Raw genomic sequence first — 19,401 nt, 5'->3', positions numbered from 1 at the left:
GTGACCCGACGTTCTGATTCACTGAGGGTGGATCGGGTTGTGGAGATTCGTCATGGCGCCGTCTCAGATGAGCTTCGTCGACCATTTCACGGGCCCTCGGCTCGGGTCCAACAAGCCGTTGGAGGCGATCGACGCCCTGATCGACTGGGCTCCGCTGGAGGCGCACGCGCGGGAGATCCGCAAGGGCCAGACTGGTCGCCCACCCTACGCGGCGCTGGCGATGCTCAAGGCGCTGTACCTCCAGTCGCTCTATCGGCTCTCCGATCCGCAGCTGGAAGCGGCCCTGCTCGACCGGCTCTCGTTCCGCCGCTTCTGCGGCTTCGGCCTGGACGAGCGCACGCCCGACGAGACGACGATCCTGCGCTTCCGGCACGCCGCGGCGACGGCGGGGCTTCTGGACGCGTGTTTCGAGGCGGTCAACGCGCAACTCGAAGCCAAGGGGCTGATCGTCAAGAAGGGCACGCTGATCGACGCGACGCTGACCGCGGCGGCCCACAACAAGCCGCCGTTCGAGAAAGGAGCGGCGCAGGCGCGCAGCCCACACTCGCCGGACGCGACCTTCACGCGCAAGAACAACAAGAGCCACTTCGGCTACAAGCAGTCGATCGGCGTCGACGAAGGATCGCTGCTGGTGCGCAAGATCGTGGTGACGGCCAACGCCGTGTCGGACAGCGAGGCGGCCGACGCGCTGATCTGCGGGGACGAGCGGGCGGTCTATGCCGATCGCGGCTACACGCAGAAAGCGCGCCGCGAGCGGCTCGCGGGTGCCGGCATCAAGGCCCGGATCATGCACCGGCGCACGAGCAACGGCCAGCCGCTGCCGCGCTGGAAGGAGCGTCTCAACAAGCTGATCTCCCGCCGTCGCGCCCCAGTCGAAGGCGTCTTCAGCGTCGTGAAGCGTCTCTACGGTCAGGCCCGCGCCCGATGTCAACGTCTCGGCACGGTGAGCGCGGACGCCGTCGCGGCGGTGACGGTCTACAACCTCAAGCGCGCCGTGCGCCTGCTCGAGCCTCCACCGCGGCGACGGAGCGCGCCGGCCCGCGCATGAACGCCGCCCGAAATGGCGCCTCGCACATCCTCTCGGGCGTCTCGGGCACCCACGAAACGGGGCTGCCGCGCCAACCGTGGCGCCCCCGAAGGATCGCGCGCGAAGACCCGCGCTCGAATAAACACCCCCCGAGCGACGGCGGTGCAGTAGACCGCCGTTTCGCAGAGGAATCCTACAGGGAAGGAGAAGGGGCGGCGGCGTCCAGCCCCTACCCCGCCGGAAACCGCACCACCACGGCCGTCCCGCGTGGGCGGCGCTCCCAGGCGATGGTGGCTTCGAGCTGGCGGGCGAGCTCGGCGACGATGCGCATGCCGAGCCCCGTGCGCGTCTCCTCCTCGAACCCGTCGGGGAGCCCGCGCCCGTCGTCGGCGATGACGAGGCGGGCGCGGCCGTCCGGCTCGACGGCGAGCGAGAGGTCGATCGTCCCCGCCTCGTCGGCGGCGTAGCCGTGCTTGAGCGCGTTGGTGATGAGCTCAGTCGCCACGAGCGAGAGCGTCACGAGGCGATGATGCGCGATCGTCACGGGCTGCGTGCACACCGTGCAGGTGACGCGCGGCGCGCCGACGGCGGCGACGACGTCGCCGCACAGGTCGGAGAGGATGTGGTCGAGGCCGCCCCGCGCGGCTTCCGGATCGTAGAGCCGACGATGGATGCGGCCCATCACGTCGAGGCGGGCGCGGGCGGCGTCGAGCGCCGCGAGGGCGGCGGGATGGCCGCCGACGTGGCGGCGCTGCAGGGTGAGCAGTGCGGCGACGAAGGCCATGTTGTTCGAGACGCGATGCTGGAGCTCGTGGAACAGCGTGCGCTGCGCGTCGAGCAGGGCCCGGGCGCGGGCCTCCTCGGCGGCGAGCCGGCGCAGCGAGAGGTCCATCATGTGGATGAGCAGGATCTCGACGCCGACCACGAGCACGTAGAAGGCGAGCGCGATCGCCGTCCCCGGCCACAGCAGCGCGAAGGAGTGAAAGGGCGGGATGAACAGCCACCACGCCGCGAGCCCGCTCAGGACCGCCGCGAACACACCGGGGCGCACGCCGCCGAGGAAGGTGGCGACGAGCACGACGGGGAAGAACGTCACGTAGGGGTAGCCGACGAGCGCGTCCCCGATCGCGATCCGCACGCCGAGCGCCACGAGAAAGCCCGCCGTCGCGACCGCGTAACCGAGCGCGGGGCGCGCGCGCAGCCCGGCGGCGGCATCGAACAGGCGCAGGAGCGGGGGCTCTGCGGCGGGGGCGGCGGCGGTGCGCATCGCGGACGATCTCCGCGCGCCCGGGGACGCGCTCTTCCGGTTCACGCGTCGCGGCGCGCGCCGCCGGACGTGCGTGAGACTTCCTGCCTAGGCGCGGCGGAGGATGCTGTCAGCGCACAAGTGCACAGTCCGGGCATCGACGCGGCGGAACCCCCGATCGAACCACGGCCGAGCTTCGGCGTTGAGGCTGCATGAGCAACGAAGCCGAGGCGCACGCCATGCTCGTCACGGGCCAGACCAACACCCTCCCCGCTCACGTGGAGGGCAACAACCTCCTGCGCACGCTGCGCCACGAGGATCTCGCCCGGCTCACGCCGCATCTCGAGATCTGGGAGGGCGGGCGCGACGAGATCTTCTACGAGCCCGGCGACGACGTCGCCCACGTCTACTTCCCCTGCGGCGCGAGCCTCGCGTCGTTCCTGGTGCCGCTCGCCGACGGGCGCGCGGTGGAGACCGTGCTGATCGGGCGCGAGGGCGCGGTCGGCGGAATCGTCAGCCGCGGACGGCTGCCCGCCTACGCACGGGCCATCGTCCAGCATCCCGGACGGTTCCTGCGCCTGCCGGTGACCGCGCTCGACGCGGCCAAGCGCGACTCGCCGGGGACGGCGGACCTGTTCGCGCGCTACGCCGACTGCCTGATCGCGCAGGTGTTCCAGTCGGTGGCCTGCAACGCCGCCCACACGCTCGAGCAGCGCGCCGCCAAGTGGCTGCTCGCGGCGGAGGAGCGTACCGGTGCGGCCTCGATCCCGATGACGCAGGAGCAGCTCGCGGCCATGCTCGGCGTGGGGCGCAGCTACCTGAGCCGCGTCATCCGCGTTCTGCGCGAGCGTGGGGCGGTGCGGGTCTCGCGGGGACGCATCGAGATCGTCGACCGCGGCCGGCTGGCGATGGGCGCGTGCAGCTGCAACGCGCTGGTGCGCGGGCATTTCCAGGACGTGCTGGCGGGCGTCTACCCGGTGGAGGTCGCGCCGCGGCGCCCGCGCGTCGCCGAGGCGGTCGGCTGACGGGCGCCGCGGCGGCGATCAGCCGAACAGGGCGTCGATGTCGTCCTGGCTCACCGCGAGGTCCGCGGTCTGGGGACCGTTGAGCAGCAGCGCGTCCTTGCGGGCCTGCTTGGCGGCGTCTTCCGGGTCGACCTGCGCCGCCTGGTCGCGCATGTTCACCGCCGCCGCGAAGCGCGACAGGCGCTTCTCGACCTGGGCGAGCTCGTCGACGACCTTGTTGATGCGCTGGCCGGTGATGTCCTGGAAGGAGCATGCCTCGAAGATCTGCGTGACCTTGTGCTGGACGAAGGTCCGGTAGGTCTCGAAGTCCTGCTCCGCCGAGCCGAGTATCTCCTCCGCGGCGGCCATGATCGTGTTGGTCGCCGACTGCGTCGCGTCGACCACGTTGCCGAGCTCGTCGTGGGCGACGGGCAGCCGCGCCCGGTAGAGCTCGTTGGCGCGCAGCGCGCCGATCTCGCGCTTGATGTTGGTAACGTAGTCCGCCACCGCCTCGAGCTCGCGCGCGACCATCTTCAGGTCGATGCCGCCCGGGTCGATCAGCGCGCCGCGGGTTCTCGTGCTCGTGCGCATGCGCTGCGCGGATGCCGTCGCCATGCCGCCACCTTTCGCTGTTGTCGTTCGTGGCCGGCGGACCCCGCGACCTGCGCCGCGGGACCGCGGAGGGGCACCGGGATCAGGACCCGCAGACGGCCTCGATCTTCGCCTTGAGGGTCTGCGCGTTGAACGGCTTGACGATGTAGTTGTTCACGCCGGCCTTCTTCGCCGCGATGACGTTCTCCGTCTTCGACTCGGCGGTGACCATGATGAACGGCGTGACGCGCAGCGCCTCGTCCGAGCGGACGTGGCGCAGCAGCTCGTAGCCCGTCATCGGCTCCATGTTCCAGTCGGAGATGACGAGGCCGTACTTCTTCTCCTTGAGCTTGGCGAGCGCCGCGGTGCCGTCGGAGGCGTCGTCGACGTCCTCGAAGCCGAGCTGCTTGAGGAGGTTACGGATGATGCGGACCATCGTCTGGTAATCGTCGACGACGAGGATCGGCATCTTGAGGTCGAGGGCCATGTCCCAAGCTCCGGTTTCGCGGGCCGCCGCCTCTTTCCGGGCGGCGAGAAGACGGTGATCGAGGCGGCCTCCGCGGGGGGACGCCGATGCTCGCGTTCTAACCCGGGCCGTGTTGCGAAGCGGTTAATCGCCCGCGCCCCGCCGGGCGGCGGCATGCGACCCGGGTTCGACGGGACCAAAGTCTCATGGATGCGCGTTGCGGATGCGCTCTATTCTCGGGGCATCGCGAGGAGGACAGCACGATGGCCGCCAACGCACTCGCTCGGGCGCGCGAGGACACGCAGACGTTTCCCGTCCTCTACTTCGAGGACCTGTCGCTCGGCGCCCACGCGACCCTGATGCGCACGGTGATGGAGGCCGATCTCGCGCGCTTCGCCGAGATCTCGGGCGACACCAACCCGATCCACCTGTGCGAGCGCTACGCGCAGGCGACCCGCTTCGGCCAGCGCATCGCCCACGGCATGTTCACGGCGAGCCTGATCTCGGCGATCCTCGGCACGCGCCTGCCTGGGCCGGGCGCGGTCTACCTGTCGCAATCGCTCCAGTTCCTGGCGCCGGTGCGCATCGGCGACGTGGTCTGCGCCACGGTCGAGATCGTCGAGCTCGTCGCCGAGCGGCGCCGGGCGCGGCTGTTCTGCGAGGCGCGGGTCGACAATCGCCCGGTGCTCGAGGGCGAGGCCTGGGTCGCGGTACCGGGCCGCGAACGGCGCTGACGGACGCGAGGCGCGCCCCGCGGGCCGCTTCGCGCTTGATTTGTGCGCGCGGCTGACGCACTTCGTGCGCCCATGACCGGCCCGCTTCCCCCCGTCTCCGCATCCGCGACGCATGTCGACCCCGCACCCGGCCGCCGCGGCCCCGTCGTCGCCATCGGCAATTTCGACGGCGTCCACCGGGGGCACCGCACGCTGCTCGCGAACGCGCGCGAGCGGGCCGCCGCGCGCGGCGTCGCGACCGCGGTGCTCACCTTCGAGCCGCACCCGCGCGCCTTCTTCGCCCCCGACAAGCCGCTGTTCCGGATCACGCCGCGCGCCGAGAAGGAGCGCGTCCTCGCCCGGGTCGGCGTCGATGCTGTGCACGTGCGCGCCTTCGACGCCGCGCTCGCGGGGATGAGCCCCGAGGCCTTCGTCGACGAGCTCGTCGTCGGCGCCCTCGACGCCTCGGGCGTCGTGGTCGGCTACGACTTCCACTTCGGCAAGGCCCGGGCGGGCACGCCGGCGGTGCTGACGCGGCTGTGCGCCGAGCGGGGCATCGGCTGCGACGTCGTGCCCGTGGTCGAGGAGGCGGGCGCGCCGGTCTCCTCCTCCGCCGTCCGCGCGGCTCTGGGGGAGGGCGCCATCGCCCGGGCGAACGCGCTGCTCGGCTATCGCTGGTTCGTGCTGGGCGAGGTGCGCCACGGCGACAAGCGCGGGCGCACGCTCGGCTATCCCACGGCCAACATGGCGCTGGCCGAAGGCTGCGGGCTCGCCCACGGCATCTACGCGGTGCGGCTCTGCGCCGACGGCGTGGTGCGCGACGGCGTCGCGAGCTTCGGCCGCCGCCCGACCTTCGACGACGGCGCACCGCTGCTGGAGACGTTCGTGTTCGATTTCGCCGGGGATCTCTACGGCCGGACGGTCGGCGTCGAGCTCGTCGGCTTCATCCGCGGCGAGGAGCGCTTCGAGAGTGCACAGGCGCTGATCGCGCAGATGGACCGCGACAGCCTGCGCGCGAAGGAGATCCTGGCGGGAGAGGACGGGCTCGAGTCCATGCTGTGAGGGGGGGGGGCGGCCGCAGCCCACATCACCACCGGCCGGCCCACCCTTCGTCGCGCCGTGCTTCCACCCGGCACAGGCGCCGGTCGAGCCCGTCGCACCGCGCCGACCCGCCGACCCTCTTCAACGCGAAAGAGCGCGAGGGTCGCCCCACGCGCTCCATGACAACTCGAAGGCGAAAGCCTGCCGCCGGCCCTCCGGCCGGCCGCGGATCACGCCGCCTGGGCCGGCGCCGGCAGCGCGCCCTTGGCCTTCTCGACCAGCGCCGCGAAGGCGGCCGGCTCGTGGATGGCGATGTCGGACAGCACCTTGCGGTCCACCTCGATGCCGGCCTTGTTGAGGCCGTCGATGAAGCGCGAGTAGGTCAGGCCGTGCTCGCGGACCGCAGCGTTGAGGCGCTGGATCCAGAGCGCGCGGAAGGTGCGCTTCTTGTTCTTGCGGTCGCGGTAGGCGTACTGCATCGAGCGATCGACGGCAGCCTTCGCGGTGCGGATGGTGTTCTTGCGGCGGCCGTAGAAGCCCTTGGCGGCCTTCAGGACCTTCTTGTGCTTGGCGTGAGCGGTCACGCCGCGCTTGACGCGGGCCATGGTTCAGTCTCCGGTATTCGAATGCGGCTGGGGTCGATCGGTCAGGCGTAGGGGAGGAAGTAGCGCTTCACGAACTTCGCATCGCCCTCGAACATCACGGCGGTGCCGCGCTGGTCGCGAATCTGCTTCTTCGTGCGCTTGATCATCCCGTGCTGCTTGCCCGCCTGGGTGCGGATCACCTTGCCGGTACCGGAAACCTTGAAGCGCTTCTTGGCGCCCGACTTCGTCTTCATCTTGGGCATTTGGCTCGTCTCCTGTCGCGCACGGCGTCTTTCGTCTCCCCGGAAGGAGACCGCGCCGTCCGCCCGTCTCGTGTGAGCGTCTCGTCCCGCCACGGCAGCCCTTTCGCCGGGCGGGTCGATGAGGCGCGGGACATGGCACGGATTCACGCCGCTTGCAAGGTCCTCTCTCGCGTGCCGGACGAGGAGCCGAGCGCGCGGAACCCGCCGTCCGCCGCCGCCTTGTCCCCGCGAGCCCCACCCTACGACCGACCGAGAGGAAGACCCGCATGGCCGAGAAGAAGCCCGACGACGCCCCGCGCGACGACGAGAAGACGCCGACCCACGCCCCCGGCGAGGACGCGCTCCCCGGCCGCCGCGGCCCGCAGCCCTATCCGGTGAACGACCCCGAGCTCACCGACCCCGGCAAGACCCGCGGTGCCGAGCCCGACGTCGTGCCGGTGCGACCCGGCGTCGGCGGCGGCAAGATGCCGACTATGTGAGGCCGGTCGGCCCGGCCCCTCACGCCAGCACCTCCCCGAGCACGCCCGGCAGCACCTCGGGGAGGTCCTCCGCGATCAGCCCCGGCCCCAGGCGCGCGCCCGCGCACCCGTGCAGCCACACCGCCGCGCAGGCGGCCTCGAAAGCCGGCATGCCCTGCGCGAGCAGCCCGGCGACGAAGCCGGCCAGCACGTCGCCCGAGCCGGCGGTCGCCAGGTAGGGCGTGCCGGTGGCGTTGATCGCGGCGCGTCCGTCCGGCGCCGCGATCACCGTGTCCGGGCCCTTGTCGACGAGGACGATCCCGAGCGCCGCCGCCCCCGCCCGCGCCGCCGCGAGCTTCGAGGGTGCCTCGCGCGCCTGCGCGCACTGCGAGAACAGCTTGGCGAACTCCCCGGCGTGCGGCGTCGCGACGACGGCGCCCATCCGCGCGCACAGCGCGGCCAGCGCCGCGTGCTCGCCGGCGAAGGCGGTGAGCGCATCGGCGTCGAGCACGAGCGCGCGATCCGCCGCGTGCGTGGCCCCCGCCGCGGCCTCGACGAGCGCCCGCGCCCGCCCGCGCCCGAGGCCCGGGCCGAGCGCGACGACGTTCAGGCGCGCGTCCTCCAGCAGCCCCGCCAGGTCCGCGGCGTCGTCGCACGGCCGCAGCATGATCGCGGTGAGGTGGGCGGCGTTCACGGCCAGCGCGTCGCGCGGCGAGCCGACGGTGACGGCGCCCGCCCCGATCCGCAGCGCGCCGCGCGCCACCAGCCGGGCCGCGCCGGTGGCGTCGGCGGGTCCCGAGAGCACGAGCGCGTGCCCGCGCGCGTACTTGTGCGCGTCGAGGGCCGGGTGCGGAAAAGCGTCGCGCCACAGCGCCTGCTCGTTGGCGGAGGTCCGGGGCGCCAGTCCCTCGATCACCGCATCCGGAATGCCGATGTCGGCGACGACGAGGCGGCCGCACAGCGAGCGACCCGGCATCAGGAGGTGGCCGGGCTTGCGGCGCGCGAAGGTGACGGTGAGCGTCGCCGGGCAGGCGGTGCCGCGCACCCGGCCGGTGTCGCCGTCCACGCCCGAGGGCACGTCGACGGCGACGACGGGGATGCCCGTCCCCGCCAGCTGCTCGAGGAACGCCGCCGCCGTGCCGTCGACGTCGCGGGCGAGGCCCGCGCCGAAGAGGGCGTCGATCGCGAGGTCGAACGCGGCGGGGTCGATCTGCGCGAGGGGGATGATTCGCGGATCCGCCTCTCCCGGCGCGGTGACGCGCCCGCTCCAGGCCGATGCCGCCGTCGCGGCGTCCCCCGCGAGCCGGGCCCGCTCGCCGAGCAGGGCGACGGTCGGCGCGAAGCCGCGCGCGGCGAGGAGGCGCGCGGCGACGAAGCCGTCGCCGCCGTTGTTGCCGGGCCCGCAGGCGACGAGCACGCGGGCGCCGTGCGGGACGAGCCCCGCGGCCGCGTCCGCGACCGCGGCGCCGGCGGCCTCCATCAGCGCGATGCCGGGCCGGCCTGCGGCGATGGTGCGCCGGTCGGCTTCGCACATCGCGGCGGTGTCGAGGATCCGATGCATCATTTTTGGCCGTCCCCTGCCTCGTATCCGCACCCCGCGCGCCGCATGCCGACGCCGCACCCGGATATTCCGCTCATCGCGCGAGCACCTGCCTTCAATTTGTGCAACGCCAGCCGCAAAAGCGATCAGCATCGCTTGCTCGGCTTTCCCGCCGCGATGATAAGAGATGAGGCGCGGACGCGCAGCCCGCGCCGGCACGACAGCGACGACCGAGGGCGAAGCCGACATGCGAAAGATCGAGGCGATCATCAAGCCGTTCAAGCTCGACGAGGTGAAGGAAGCGCTCCAGGACGTCGGGCTGCAGGGCATTACCGTCATCGAGGCCAAGGGCTTCGGGCGGCAGAAGGGGCACACGGAGCTCTACCGGGGTGCCGAGTACGTCGTGGACTTCCTCCCCAAGGTGAAGCTCGAGATCGTCCTCGCCGACGACCTGGTGGAGAAGGCCGTCGACGCGATCCGCAAGGCGGCGCAGACCGGGCGCATCGGCGATGGCAAGATTTTTGTATCGACGGTGGACGAGGCGATCCGCATCCGCACCGGGGAGACCGGGGCGGACGCGATCTGACCCGCCCCGCCGCCCGCTTCGACCCAACCGCGGCCGTCCAGGACCGCGGATGAAGAGCCCGCCCTGAAGACCCCGTACGAGAGGACTACCCGGACATGCAGACCGCCAACGACGTGCTCAAGGCGATCAAGGACAACGACGTCAAGTACGTCGACTTCCGCTTCACCGATCCGAAGGGCAAGTGGCAGCACGTCACCTTCGACGTCACCTTCGTGGACGAGGACACCTTCGCCGACGGCATCATGTTCGACGGCTCCTCGATCGCCGGCTGGAAGGCGATCAACGAGTCCGACATGACGCTGATGCCGGCTCCCGAGACGGCCTGCATCGACCCGTTCTTCTCGGCGACGACCATGTCGATCGTCTGCGACGTGCTCGAGCCGGCTTCCGGCGAGCCCTACGGCCGCGACCCGCGCGGCACCGCCAAGAAGGCCGAGGCGTTCCTCAAGTCGACCGGCATCGGCGACACGGTGTTCGTCGGCCCCGAGGCCGAGTTCTTCGTGTTCGACGACGTGAAGTTCGCCGCCGACCCCTACAACGTCTCCTTCCAGGTCGACTCGACGGAGCTGCCGACCAACGGCATGCGCGCCTACGAGGGCGGCAACATGGGTCACCGCATCCAGATGAAGGCCGGCTACTTCCCCGTGCCGCCGCTGGACGCCGGGCAGGACATGCGCTCGGAGATGCTCGCGGCCATGGCCGAGATGGGCGTCAAGGTCGAGAAGCACCACCACGAGGTGGCCTCGGCCCAGCACGAGCTGGGCATGAAGTTCGACACCCTGGTGCACATGGCCGACCAGATGCAGGTGTACAAGTACTGCATCCACAACGTTGCGGCGTCGTTCGGCAAGTCGGCGACCTTCATGCCCAAGCCCGTCTACGGCGACAACGGCTCGGGCATGCACGTCCACCAGTCGATCTGGAAGGACGGCAAGCCGCTCTTCGCCGGCGACAAGTACGCCGACCTCAGCCAGGAGTGCCTCTGGTACATCGGCGGCATCATCAAGCACGCCAAGGCGATCAACGCCTTCACCAACCCGTCGACGAACTCCTACAAGCGCCTCGTCCCGGGCTTCGAGGCGCCGGTGCTGCTCGCTTATTCCTCGCGCAACCGCTCGGCGTCCTGCCGCATCCCGTGGACGACCTCGCCGAAGGCCAAGCGCGTCGAGGTCCGCTTCCCCGACCCGACGGCGAACCCCTACCTCGCCTTCGCGGCGCTGCTGATGGCCGGCCTCGACGGCATCCTCAACAAGATCGACCCCGGCGCGGCGATGGACAAGGACCTCTACGACCTGCCGCCGCGCGAGCTCAAGAAGATCCCGACCGTCTGCGGCTCGCTGCGCGAGGCGCTCGCCGCCCTCGACAAGGACCGCGCCTTCCTCAAGGCCGGCGGCGTGTTCGACGACGACCAGATCGACGCCTACATCGAGCTGAAGATGCAGGACGTCATCCGCTTCGAGCACACCCCGCACCCGGTCGAGTACGTGATGTACTACTCGGTCTGACCCGAGCGCACCGGCACGAGCGCACGCCGCGCGAGCGGCGGCGTCTCGACGGGGCCTGACGGGACATGACGGGACATGGGGAGCCGGGGCGCGACGCGTCCCGGCTCCTCGCGTTTCGAAGGGCGCGCGACGCTTGCACGGACGCAATCGGATATCCCGTGCAGGCTGTGGGGGATCGGCGGCTCGCGCTTGAAACGGGCGCCGCAACGCGCCACCTTACCGGAGCGCGACGCGCTTTCGCTCCCGGCTACGAGGGGAGCGCGCCGCACGCCCCGCGCGTCGATTCGCATTCGGCGCGAGCGCGGGGACGTCATCCGCCCGCCGGCGGCCTGCTTCCACGAGAGGCGCGCCCGGGCGCAAAGGGAAGAGGATCACCCTCCATGACTCAGTCCAAGACGCGGCAGCCCGTCGTTCCGGGGTCGGAAGGCACCTATCCGGTGCTCCCGCTCCGCGACATCGTCGTCTTCCCGCACATGATCGTGCCGCTCTTCGTCGGCCGCGAGAAGTCGATCCGGGCGCTCGAGGAGGTGGTCAAGACCGACCGCCACATCCTGCTCGCGACTCAGAAGAACGCCGCCGACGACGATCCGGCCGCCGAGGCGATCTACGACGTCGGCACGCTCGCCAACGTCCTCCAGCTGCTCAAGCTGCCCGACGGCACGGTCAAGGTGCTCGTCGAGGGCGCGGGCCGCGCGCGCGTGGGCGAGTACCTGCGCGTGGAGGACTACTACGAGGCCCGCGCGACGGTGCTCGAGGACGACCTCGGCGACCGCATCGAGGCCCAGGCGCTGGCCCGCTCGGTGGTCGGCGAGTTCGAGAACTACGTCAAGCTCAACAAGAAGGTCTCGCCCGAGATCGTCGCCGCGGTGACGCAGATCGAGGACCCGGCGAAGCTCGCCGACACGGTGGCCTCGCATCTCGCCGTGAAGATCTCCGACAAGCAGGAACTGCTCGAGACGAAGACCGTCGCCGAGCGTCTCGAGCGCGTGCTCGGCCTGATGGAGAGCGAGATCTCCGTGCTCCAGGTGGAGAAGCGCATCCGCACCCGCGTCAAGCGGCAGATGGAGAAGACGCAGCGCGAGTACTACCTCAACGAGCAGATGAAGGCGATCCAGAAGGAGCTCGGCGACGAGGACGGCCGGGACGAGATCGCCGAGATCGAGCAGAAGATCAAGGACGTCAAGCTCTCCAAGGAGGCCCGCGACAAGGCCACCGCCGAGGTCAAGAAGCTGCGCCAGATGTCGCCGATGTCCGCCGAGGCGACGGTGGTGCGCAACTACCTCGACTGGATGCTGTCGATCCCGTGGAACAAGCGCTCCAAGGTCAAGAAGGACCTCGCCGGGGCGCAGGCGATCCTCGACAACGACCATTTCGGGCTCGAGAAGGTCAAGGAGCGCATCGTCGAGTACCTCGCCGTGCAGCAGCGCGCGAACAAGCTCACCGGCCCGATCCTGTGCCTCGTCGGCCCGCCCGGCGTGGGCAAGACCTCGCTCGGCAAGTCGATCGCCCGGGCGACCGGCCGCGAGTTCGTGCGCATGTCGCTCGGCGGCGTGCGTGACGAGGCGGAGATCCGCGGTCACCGGCGTACCTATATCGGCTCGATGCCCGGCAAGATCATCCAGTCGATGCGCAAGGCCAAGACCTCGAACCCGCTCATCCTGCTCGACGAGATCGACAAGATGGGCCAGGACTTCCGCGGCGACCCGTCGGCGGCCCTGCTCGAGGTGCTGGATCCGGAGCAGAACTCGACCTTCAACGACCACTACCTCGAGGTGGACTACGACCTGTCGAGCGTGATGTTCGTCACCACGGCCAACACGCTCAACATCCCGGCGCCGCTGCTCGACCGCATGGAGACGATCCGCATCGCCGGCTACACCGAGGACGAGAAGGCCGAGATCGCGCGCCGGCACCTGATCCCCAACGCGATCAAGAAGCACGGCCTGAAGTCCGAGGAATGGGCCATCGACGACGCGGGGCTGCTCCTCCTCATCCGCCGCTACACGCGGGAGGCGGGCGTGCGGAACCTCGAGCGCGAGATCTCCAACCTCGTCCGCAAGGCGGTCAAGGAGATCCTGATGACGGACAAGACCTCCGTCGTCGTCACCGAGAAGACGCTCGAGGACTTCCTCGGTGCGCCGCGCTACCGCTACGGCGAAGTCGAGGCGGAGGACATGGTCGGCGTCGTCACGGGCCTGGCCTGGACCGAGGTCGGGGGCGAGCTGCTCACGATCGAGGGCGTCATGATGCCCGGCAAGGGTAAGATGACGGTCACGGGCAACCTGCGCGACGTGATGAAGGAGTCGATCTCGGCGGCGGCGTCCTACGTCCGCTCGCGGGCCGTCGACTTCGGCCTCGAGCCGCCGCTCTTCGACCGCAAGGACATCCACGTCCACGTGCCGGAGGGCGCCACCCCGAAGGACGGCCCGTCGGCCGGCATCGCCATGGCGACTGCGATCGTGTCGATCATGACGGGCATCCCCGTGCGCCGCGACATCGCCATGACCGGCGAGGTCACCCTGCGCGGGCGGGTGCTGCCCATCGGCGGTCTCAAGGAGAAGCTGCTCGCGGCCCTGCGCGGCGGTCTCAAGACGGTCCTCATCCCCGAGGAGAACGTCAAGGACCTCGCCGACGTGCCGCAGAACCTGAAGTCCGGCCTCGAGATCGTCCCGGTCTCGCGGATGGAGCAGGTGCTCGAGCACGCTCTCGTGCGCAAGCCCGAGCCGATCGAGTGGGACGAATCGGCGATGCCGGCCCCCGCGCGCGGCGCGGAGGAGGGCGAGCCGGGCTTTGTCGCCCACTGAGGACCTCGCCGAGCGGCTCCGGCGGCGCCCCTCGAGGCCCGCCGAACGTCGAAGCGCTCCAAGGCGGCCTCCGGACCCGGTCCGGAGGCCGTTTTTTTGCGCTTCGGGGGCAGTTTCCACAGCCAAATCGCATTCTCGGCGCTTGCGGGGCCGGAGCATTCCGCTATGCAGGAAAGAACCGAACGACGGCGCAGCAAGGGTTTGCGCGCCGCGCATGCTTTGGAGGAGGTAGCGATGAACAAAGGCGAGCTCGTCAGCGCCGTGGCCGAGAAGACCGGCCTCAGCAAGGCTCAGGCCGGCGAGGCGCTCGACGCCGCGCTGGAGTCGATCCAGGAGACCCTGAAGAAGGGCGAGGAAGTGAAGATCGTCGGCTTCGGCACCTTCACCGTCGCCGACCGCCCCGCCGGCGAGGCGCGCAACCCGCGCACCGGCGAGAAGGTCCAGGTCCCGGCCTCGAAGACCCCGAAGTTCAAGGCCGGCGCCGGCCTCAAGGACGCCGTCAACAGCTGAGGCCGCACGCGGCCTGCCGTCGACACGCGACGTCTCGCGAAGCCGTCGGCGCGCTTGCGCCGGCGGCTTCGTGTTTCTATGTACGAGCGAGCCTGGACGCGCGGCGCGCGCCCGGGCCCGGGGGCGGTTAGCTCAGCTGGTAGAGCATCTCGTTTACACCGAGAGGGTCGGCGGTTCGAGCCCGTCACCGCCCACCAATGCCGCGATCCGCGGGGGCGCGACCGGCGCACCGATCGCCCCATCGATTGCCCCTCGGCAAAAAGCACGAGGGCGGCTCGAGGATCGCTTGACACCGGTCGCGGGGGGCCGTAAACCCCCGCCACTGCCGCCGCGGACAGCGTGCGGCGCGAAGGGAAATGCGGGCGTAGCTCAGTCGGTTAGAGTGCCGGCCTGTCACGCCGGAGGTCGCGGGTTCGAGCCCCGTCGCCCGCGCCACCCTGCTTCCACGACATCGCCGCTACACCTCCCCGCAGGGGAGGAGTCCGTGCGGGCGCGGGGGCCGCTCGACGGCCGGCCGAGCCGTATCGCCGCCTTCCCAACCCTCAGGCTCTGCGAGCCTCCGTCCGCCCCTGCGGGGAGGAGGCGCTGCCGCGGGCCCTCCCTCAGCCCGGCGGGCCACGGCGCTCCCGCAGGTGCGCGAGCACGTCGGCGGCATTCCGGTCGGGCGGGAAGACCGGGTAGAACACCGTCTCGATGGTGCCCTCGCGCACGATCAGCGTGACGCGCTTGTGCAGCGTGCGCCCCATCGCCTCGAAGGTCGGCAGCCGCAGTGCCGTCGCCAGCGCGAGATCGGCGTCGGAGAGGAGCGGGAAGGGCAGGTGCAGGCGCGACGCCGCCTCGGCCTGCGCCTGCGGCGCCTGCGTCGAGATCCCGAAGACGGCGTCGGCTCCGGCCTCGATCAGCTCCGCGAAATGGTCGCGGAAGGCGCAGCTCTGCGGCGTGCAGCCCTTCGCGCCGGGGATCGCGCCCCACCCCTCCGGCAGCGCGACGCCGGGCTCGGCGGTCATCGGGTAGACGTAGAGCACGCACACGCCTCCGAGATCGCAGAGACGCACCCGCCCGCCCGCGGTCGAGACGAGCGCCACGTCCGGAAGCCGCATCCCGGCGAGATGCGCGGCACCGCCGTCGTCCTCCGGCGCGGGAAGGGCGGACCAGTCGACGGGGGGATGGGCGGGAGCGGTCATCGGCGATCTCTCGGCACGTGGTCCGGGAGCCTAGGGCAGATCGCGGCGCGATGAAATCGCCGGAAGGCTTCCCTTCCGGGCCGGTCGGCGAGTCGGCCTAGAGGCTGTCCGAGGAGGCCGGCGACCGTCACGAAGCACGAAGCCCTTCTCGGCATCGGCCGGGGCCTCGCCGCCGACGCGAACGGGCCTCGCGTCGACGTTCCGGATGCGCCCTGCGCGGGTGGCTCGTCGAGCGCGAGCGCTTCCGCCTCGGCCCCGCTAGGGAGACGCGTGCCCGCGCGACGACCCTCCCAGGGAGAGCGACACGAGCTCGCGCCCGTATGCGCTCCGCAGCTGGTGCGCGCGCAGGTCGGCGATGGGTGCCGTCTCGACGATCTCTCCCGCGCGCAGGACCGCGAGCCGGTCACACAGGAAGGCGGCGACCGGCAGATCGTGGGTGACGAGCAGGTACGTGAGCCGTCGCTCCGCGCGGAGCGTCTTCAGGAGGTTGAGAATCTCGGCTTGCACGGAGACGTCGAGGGCCGATGTGGGCTCGTCGAGGAGGAGGATCGGCGGTTCCAGCATCAGCGCGCGGGCAATCGCCACGCGCTGCCGCTGGCCACCCGAGAGCTGATGCGGGAGGCGGAATCGGAATCGTGCGGCCAGTCCCACGGCGTCGAGCATGGCGAGAACGCGCCGGTCGCGCTCCCCTATTCCGTGGATCGAAAGCGGCTCGGCCAGGGTATCGTCGACGGTCCGGCGCGGGTGGAGGGAGCCGTACGGATCCTGGAAGACCATCTGGACGCGGCGTGCCAGCGAAGGCGTGCGGCGGTGCTCGATCGGCTCTCCCGCGAGGGCGAGCCGTCCGGTCCAGCTCGGGGCCTGTCCCGCGAGGGCCTTGAGGATGGTCGACTTGCCCGAGCCGCTCTCCCCGACGAGGGCGAAGCTCTCGCCGGCGCCGACGCTCAGGCTCACGTTGCGCACGACATGGGTGCGGCCGTAGCGCACGTCGAGGTTCTCGATCTCGATCATCGGGACGCTCCCAGGGCACCGCGGTCCAGGACCGGGAGCAGCTCGCGCGCGTCGTCGAGGTGCGGCGTCGATGCGAGGAGCCCCTTCGTGTAGGGGTGCGTCGCCTCGGCCAGCCGGCCTGCGGCGCACTCCTCCACGATCCGTCCGTCATACATGACCAGGACACGGTCGCACCAGCGTGCGACCATCTCCAGGTCGTGGCTGATCAGGACGAGACCCATGCCCCGGCGGCGCACGAGATCGTCCATGATCTCGAGCACCTGCGCGCGCACGGACACGTCGAGGGCCGAGGTCGGCTCGTCCGCGATCATGACGTCGGGCTCGAGCACGACCATCATCGCGATCATCACCCGCTGTCCCATGCCCCCGGAGACCTCGTGCGGGAACAAGCGATAGACGCGCTCCGGGTCGTCGATCCGCACGGCCGCGAGCACGTCCAGGACGCGGCGGCGTCGCTCCCGCCTCGACGCGCGGCTGTGGAAGGCGAGAGCCTCCCCGATCTGCTCGCCGATGCGGATCACCGGATTGAGCGAGAACTTCGGGTCCTGCAGGACCATCGACAGGCGCGCGCCGCGCAGGCGGCGGAAGCCCCGTTCGTCGAGGCGCGCGAGATCGATGCCGTCGAAGACCATGCGATCGGCGATCGCGCGACCCGGTGCCGGGACGAGGCCCATCAGGGCGCGGCCGGTCATCGACTTGCCCGAGCCGGACTCGCCCACGATCCCGAGCCGCTCGCGGCCGAGGGAGAAGCTGATGCCTCGCACCACGTCGGTCGGCCCGTGATCACCCGGAAAGCGAACGCGCAGGTTCTCGACCTCGATCAAGGCGCTCATGTCTTCGTCCCCCTGCGCGGATCGAGCACGTCACGCAGGCCGTCCCCGAGCAGGCAGAAGCCGAGGCTGACGATGACGATGGCGAACCCCGGCATCGTCGCGACCCACCACTGGTCGAGGATGAAGGCGCGCCCGCGGGAGATCATCGCGCCCCATTCCGGGAGCGGCGGCTGGGCACCGAGCCCGAGGAAGCCGAGCCCGGCCGCGGTGAGGATGATGCCGGCCATGTCGAGCGTGGCCCGGACGATCGTCGAGGACAGGCACAACGGCAGCACATGCCGGAAGACGATTCGCGTGTGGCTCGCTCCCTGCATCCGAATCGCCGCGATGAAGTCGGCACGCCGGAAGGTCAGCGTCTCCGCACGGGCGATGCGGGCGTAGACGGGCCAGGCGGTGATCGCTATCGCGATCACCGCGTTCTCGATGCCCGGACCGAGCGCGGCGACGAAGGCGAGCGCCAGGATCAGCCGCGGCATCGACAGGAACACGTCCGTCAGCCCCATCAGCACCCGGTCGACGGCGCCGCCGAAATAGCCGGACACGGTCCCGACGAGCAGCCCGAGAGGCGCGGAGATCGCCGCGACCAGGACGACGATCAGCAGCGTGATCCGAGCTCCGTGGATGATGCGCGAGAGGATGTCGCGCCCGAGCTCGTCGGTGCCGAGCCAGTGGGCGCCGGAGGGCGGCGCCAGGCGGTTCGCGAGGTCGCCCGCGATCGGGGAGTAGGGCGCGAGCCAGGGCGCCGCCGCCGCCACGACGACGAGCCCCACCACGATGACGAGCCCGACCATGGCGAGGGGATTGCGCGCCAGCGCGCGCGTCACCCGATAGGCCTGTCCCAGGCGGGCCTGCGCGCGCGTCGCCGGGCTCTCGTGCAGCAACCATGTGCGCACCGACGCTGTCCTCTGCCCTCTCATGAGCGCGCCCTCGGGTCGATGATCAGGTAGAGAAGATCGGAAAGCTTGTTGATGGCGATGAAGACCACGCCGATCAGCAGCGTTGCGCCGAGGACAGCGTTCATGTCCGCATTGAGGAGCGCGTTCGTCAGGTAGTTCCCGATGCCCGGCCAGGAGAACACCGTCTCGATCATCACCGATCCTTCGAGCAGGGCGGCGTAGGAAAGACCGACGACGGTGACGAGCTGGACGCGGATCGGCTTGAAGGCATGGCGCCAGACGACCACCCGTTCCGGCGCGCCCTTCGCGCGGGCGGTGACGATGTATTCCTGCCCGAGCTGCTCGAGCATGAAGGAGCGGGTCATCCGCGAGATGTAGGCCAGGCTGAAGAAGCCCAGGATCGTCGCGGGCAGCACGATGTGGGAAAAGGCGCTGCCGAAGCTCTCCATGTCGCCCGCGAGGAGGCTGTCGACGAGCAGAAGGCCCGTCACCGGCTCAACCATCCCGTCGAGGAAGAAGTCTATCCGCCCCGGTCCTCCGACCCAGCCCAGGCTCGCATAGAAGACGACCAGGCCGACGAGACCGATCCAGAACGCCGGAATGGCGTAGCCGGCGAGCCCGAGGACGCGGATCACCTGGTCGACGAGCGTGCCCTGGCGCGCCGCGGCGACGACGCCCATCGGAACGCCGAGCGTCACCCCGATGAGGATCCCGAGCGTCGCCATCTCCAGCGTCGCCGGGAAGACGCGCGCCAGGTCCTCCATCACCGGCCTCTGGGTCGTGACGGACATCCCGAGATCGCCGCGCAGAACGTCCATGACGTAACGGGCGAACTGGACGACGACGGGATCGTCCAGTCCCATCTCGATGCGTGCCGCATCGTAGACGGCCTGCGACGCCCGCTCGCCCACGACGGCGATCACCGGGTCGATCGGCACCACACGGCCGACGACGAAGGTGACGGCCATCAGCCCGAGGAGTGTCAGTGCCAGGGTGAGAGCGATCCACGCCAGCGAGCGGCCCCGCCTCAGCAGGGCCGCGGCGGACGCGCGTGGGATCCGGCTCGCGCGCTGCTCTGCTCCGATCTCCGCCTGCGCCATGCGCACCTCGCGTTCCAGGAATTCGCCCTTTGACTTATC

General features: G+C 70.7%; 20 protein-coding genes and 2 tRNA genes. 11 read left to right on the top strand and 11 right to left on the bottom strand.

Annotation, left to right across the window (positions count from 1 at the left end):
• Nucleotides 1–52 precede the first annotated feature (52 nt).
• Nucleotides 53–1,048 carry an IS5 family transposase gene (locus tag G407_RS26310; protein ID WP_052341065.1) on the top strand — a complete coding sequence of 332 codons (996 nt, stop codon included), beginning with the start codon at nt 53–55 and terminating at the stop codon, nt 1,046–1,048.
• Nucleotides 1,049–1,256: 208 nt separating this feature from the next.
• On the opposite strand, the gene G407_RS26305 is transcribed toward G407_RS26310, so the two are convergent.
• Nucleotides 1,257–2,294, bottom strand: coding sequence for a sensor histidine kinase (locus G407_RS26305; RefSeq protein ID WP_052341064.1), 1,038 nt, complete (start codon nt 2,292–2,294; stop codon nt 1,257–1,259).
• Between the two features lie 191 nt (nt 2,295–2,485).
• Between G407_RS26305 and G407_RS0107465 the strand changes: the two genes are divergently transcribed.
• On the top strand, nt 2,486–3,298 hold the full coding sequence (locus G407_RS0107465) for a Crp/Fnr family transcriptional regulator (protein ID WP_245259038.1): 813 nt from the start codon (nt 2,486–2,488) through the stop codon (nt 3,296–3,298).
• Between the two features lie 18 nt (nt 3,299–3,316).
• Here the strand turns inward: G407_RS0107465 and G407_RS0107460 are convergent, their stop codons facing one another.
• Together G407_RS0107460 and G407_RS0107455 are read right to left on the bottom strand one after the other, a co-directional pair.
• Nucleotides 3,317–3,892 (bottom strand): protein phosphatase CheZ, encoded by a 576-nt coding sequence (locus G407_RS0107460; RefSeq protein WP_084327374.1) that lies wholly within the window; start codon nt 3,890–3,892, stop codon nt 3,317–3,319.
• Nucleotides 3,893–3,971: 79 nt separating this feature from the next.
• Complete coding sequence (locus G407_RS0107455) at nt 3,972–4,355, bottom strand: response regulator (protein ID WP_029030313.1); 384 nt, start codon at nt 4,353–4,355, stop codon at nt 3,972–3,974.
• Between the two features lie 242 nt (nt 4,356–4,597).
• On the opposite strand from G407_RS0107455, the gene G407_RS26300 reads away from it, so the two are divergent.
• Nucleotides 4,598–5,068 (top strand): MaoC family dehydratase, encoded by a 471-nt coding sequence (locus tag G407_RS26300; protein ID WP_052341063.1) that lies wholly within the window; start codon nt 4,598–4,600, stop codon nt 5,066–5,068.
• Nucleotides 5,069–5,140: 72 nt separating this feature from the next.
• The gene (locus G407_RS26295; protein WP_052341062.1) at nt 5,141–6,109 is read left to right on the top strand and encodes a bifunctional riboflavin kinase/FAD synthetase; all 969 of its coding nucleotides are present in this window, start codon (nt 5,141–5,143) and stop codon (nt 6,107–6,109) included.
• 209 nt (nt 6,110–6,318) lie between these two features.
• Here the strand turns inward: G407_RS26295 and rplT are convergent, their stop codons facing one another.
• Both rplT and rpmI read right to left on the bottom strand, forming a co-directional pair.
• A complete protein-coding gene (rplT, locus tag G407_RS0107440) occupies nt 6,319–6,693 on the bottom strand; it encodes a 50S ribosomal protein L20 (protein WP_029030312.1) in 375 nt (124 codons plus the stop codon).
• Nucleotides 6,694–6,734: 41 nt separating this feature from the next.
• Nucleotides 6,735–6,935, bottom strand: a complete 201-nt coding sequence (gene rpmI, locus G407_RS0107435) for a 50S ribosomal protein L35 (RefSeq protein ID WP_029030311.1) — start codon at nt 6,933–6,935, stop codon at nt 6,735–6,737.
• A gap of 266 nt (nt 6,936–7,201) precedes the next feature.
• On the opposite strand from rpmI, the gene G407_RS26290 reads away from it, so the two are divergent.
• Nucleotides 7,202–7,414, top strand: coding sequence for a hypothetical protein (locus G407_RS26290; RefSeq protein ID WP_043539166.1), 213 nt, complete (start codon nt 7,202–7,204; stop codon nt 7,412–7,414).
• 19 nt (nt 7,415–7,433) lie between these two features.
• Here G407_RS26290 and G407_RS0107425 read toward each other — a convergent pair whose 3' ends face one another.
• Nucleotides 7,434–8,954 (bottom strand): bifunctional ADP-dependent NAD(P)H-hydrate dehydratase/NAD(P)H-hydrate epimerase, encoded by a 1,521-nt coding sequence (locus G407_RS0107425; protein ID WP_029030310.1) that lies wholly within the window; start codon nt 8,952–8,954, stop codon nt 7,434–7,436.
• A 226-nt stretch (nt 8,955–9,180) separates the two neighbouring features.
• Between G407_RS0107425 and G407_RS0107420 the strand changes: the two genes are divergently transcribed.
• The 6 genes from G407_RS0107420 (at nt 9,181) to G407_RS0107395 (ending at nt 14,773) form a co-directional block, all read left to right on the top strand.
• On the top strand, nt 9,181–9,519 hold the full coding sequence (locus tag G407_RS0107420; protein WP_029030309.1) for a P-II family nitrogen regulator: 339 nt from the start codon (nt 9,181–9,183) through the stop codon (nt 9,517–9,519).
• Between the two features lie 95 nt (nt 9,520–9,614).
• Nucleotides 9,615–11,024 (top strand): type I glutamate--ammonia ligase, encoded by a 1,410-nt coding sequence (gene glnA, locus G407_RS0107415; protein ID WP_029030308.1) that lies wholly within the window; start codon nt 9,615–9,617, stop codon nt 11,022–11,024.
• Between the two features lie 380 nt (nt 11,025–11,404).
• Nucleotides 11,405–13,828 carry an endopeptidase La gene (gene lon, locus G407_RS0107410; RefSeq protein WP_029030307.1) on the top strand — a complete coding sequence of 808 codons (2,424 nt, stop codon included), beginning with the start codon at nt 11,405–11,407 and terminating at the stop codon, nt 13,826–13,828.
• Nucleotides 13,829–13,993: 165 nt separating this feature from the next.
• A complete protein-coding gene (locus G407_RS0107405; RefSeq protein ID WP_169728769.1) occupies nt 13,994–14,338 on the top strand; it encodes an HU family DNA-binding protein in 345 nt (114 codons plus the stop codon).
• Nucleotides 14,339–14,459: 121 nt separating this feature from the next.
• Nucleotides 14,460–14,535, top strand: a tRNA-Val gene (locus G407_RS0107400).
• Between the two features lie 161 nt (nt 14,536–14,696).
• Nucleotides 14,697–14,773, top strand: a tRNA-Asp gene (locus G407_RS0107395).
• A 167-nt stretch (nt 14,774–14,940) separates the two neighbouring features.
• On the opposite strand, the gene G407_RS0107390 is transcribed toward G407_RS0107395, so the two are convergent.
• The 5 genes from G407_RS0107390 to G407_RS0107370 form a co-directional block, all read right to left on the bottom strand.
• On the bottom strand, nt 14,941–15,522 hold the full coding sequence (locus G407_RS0107390) for a peroxiredoxin (protein ID WP_029030305.1): 582 nt from the start codon (nt 15,520–15,522) through the stop codon (nt 14,941–14,943).
• Between the two features lie 258 nt (nt 15,523–15,780).
• A complete protein-coding gene (locus tag G407_RS26285) occupies nt 15,781–16,533 on the bottom strand; it encodes an ABC transporter ATP-binding protein (RefSeq protein WP_043539163.1) in 753 nt (250 codons plus the stop codon).
• Nucleotides 16,530–17,366 (bottom strand): ABC transporter ATP-binding protein, encoded by an 837-nt coding sequence (locus G407_RS0107380; protein ID WP_029030304.1) that lies wholly within the window; start codon nt 17,364–17,366, stop codon nt 16,530–16,532. The genes G407_RS26285 and G407_RS0107380 overlap by 4 nt, the downstream gene beginning before the upstream one ends.
• Complete coding sequence (locus tag G407_RS0107375; protein WP_029030303.1) at nt 17,363–18,283, bottom strand: ABC transporter permease; 921 nt, start codon at nt 18,281–18,283, stop codon at nt 17,363–17,365. The genes G407_RS0107380 and G407_RS0107375 overlap by 4 nt, the downstream gene beginning before the upstream one ends.
• Nucleotides 18,280–19,362, bottom strand: coding sequence for an ABC transporter permease (locus G407_RS0107370; RefSeq protein WP_084327373.1), 1,083 nt, complete (start codon nt 19,360–19,362; stop codon nt 18,280–18,282). Before G407_RS0107370 ends, G407_RS0107375 begins: the two co-directional genes overlap by 4 nt.
• Nucleotides 19,363–19,401 lie beyond the last annotated feature (39 nt).

Source organism: Salinarimonas rosea DSM 21201 (assembly GCF_000429045.1).
In the GTDB taxonomy this organism is placed as follows: Bacteria; Pseudomonadota; Alphaproteobacteria; order Rhizobiales; family Beijerinckiaceae; genus Salinarimonas; species Salinarimonas rosea.
This window is presented reverse-complemented; position numbering and strand designations above follow the sequence as displayed.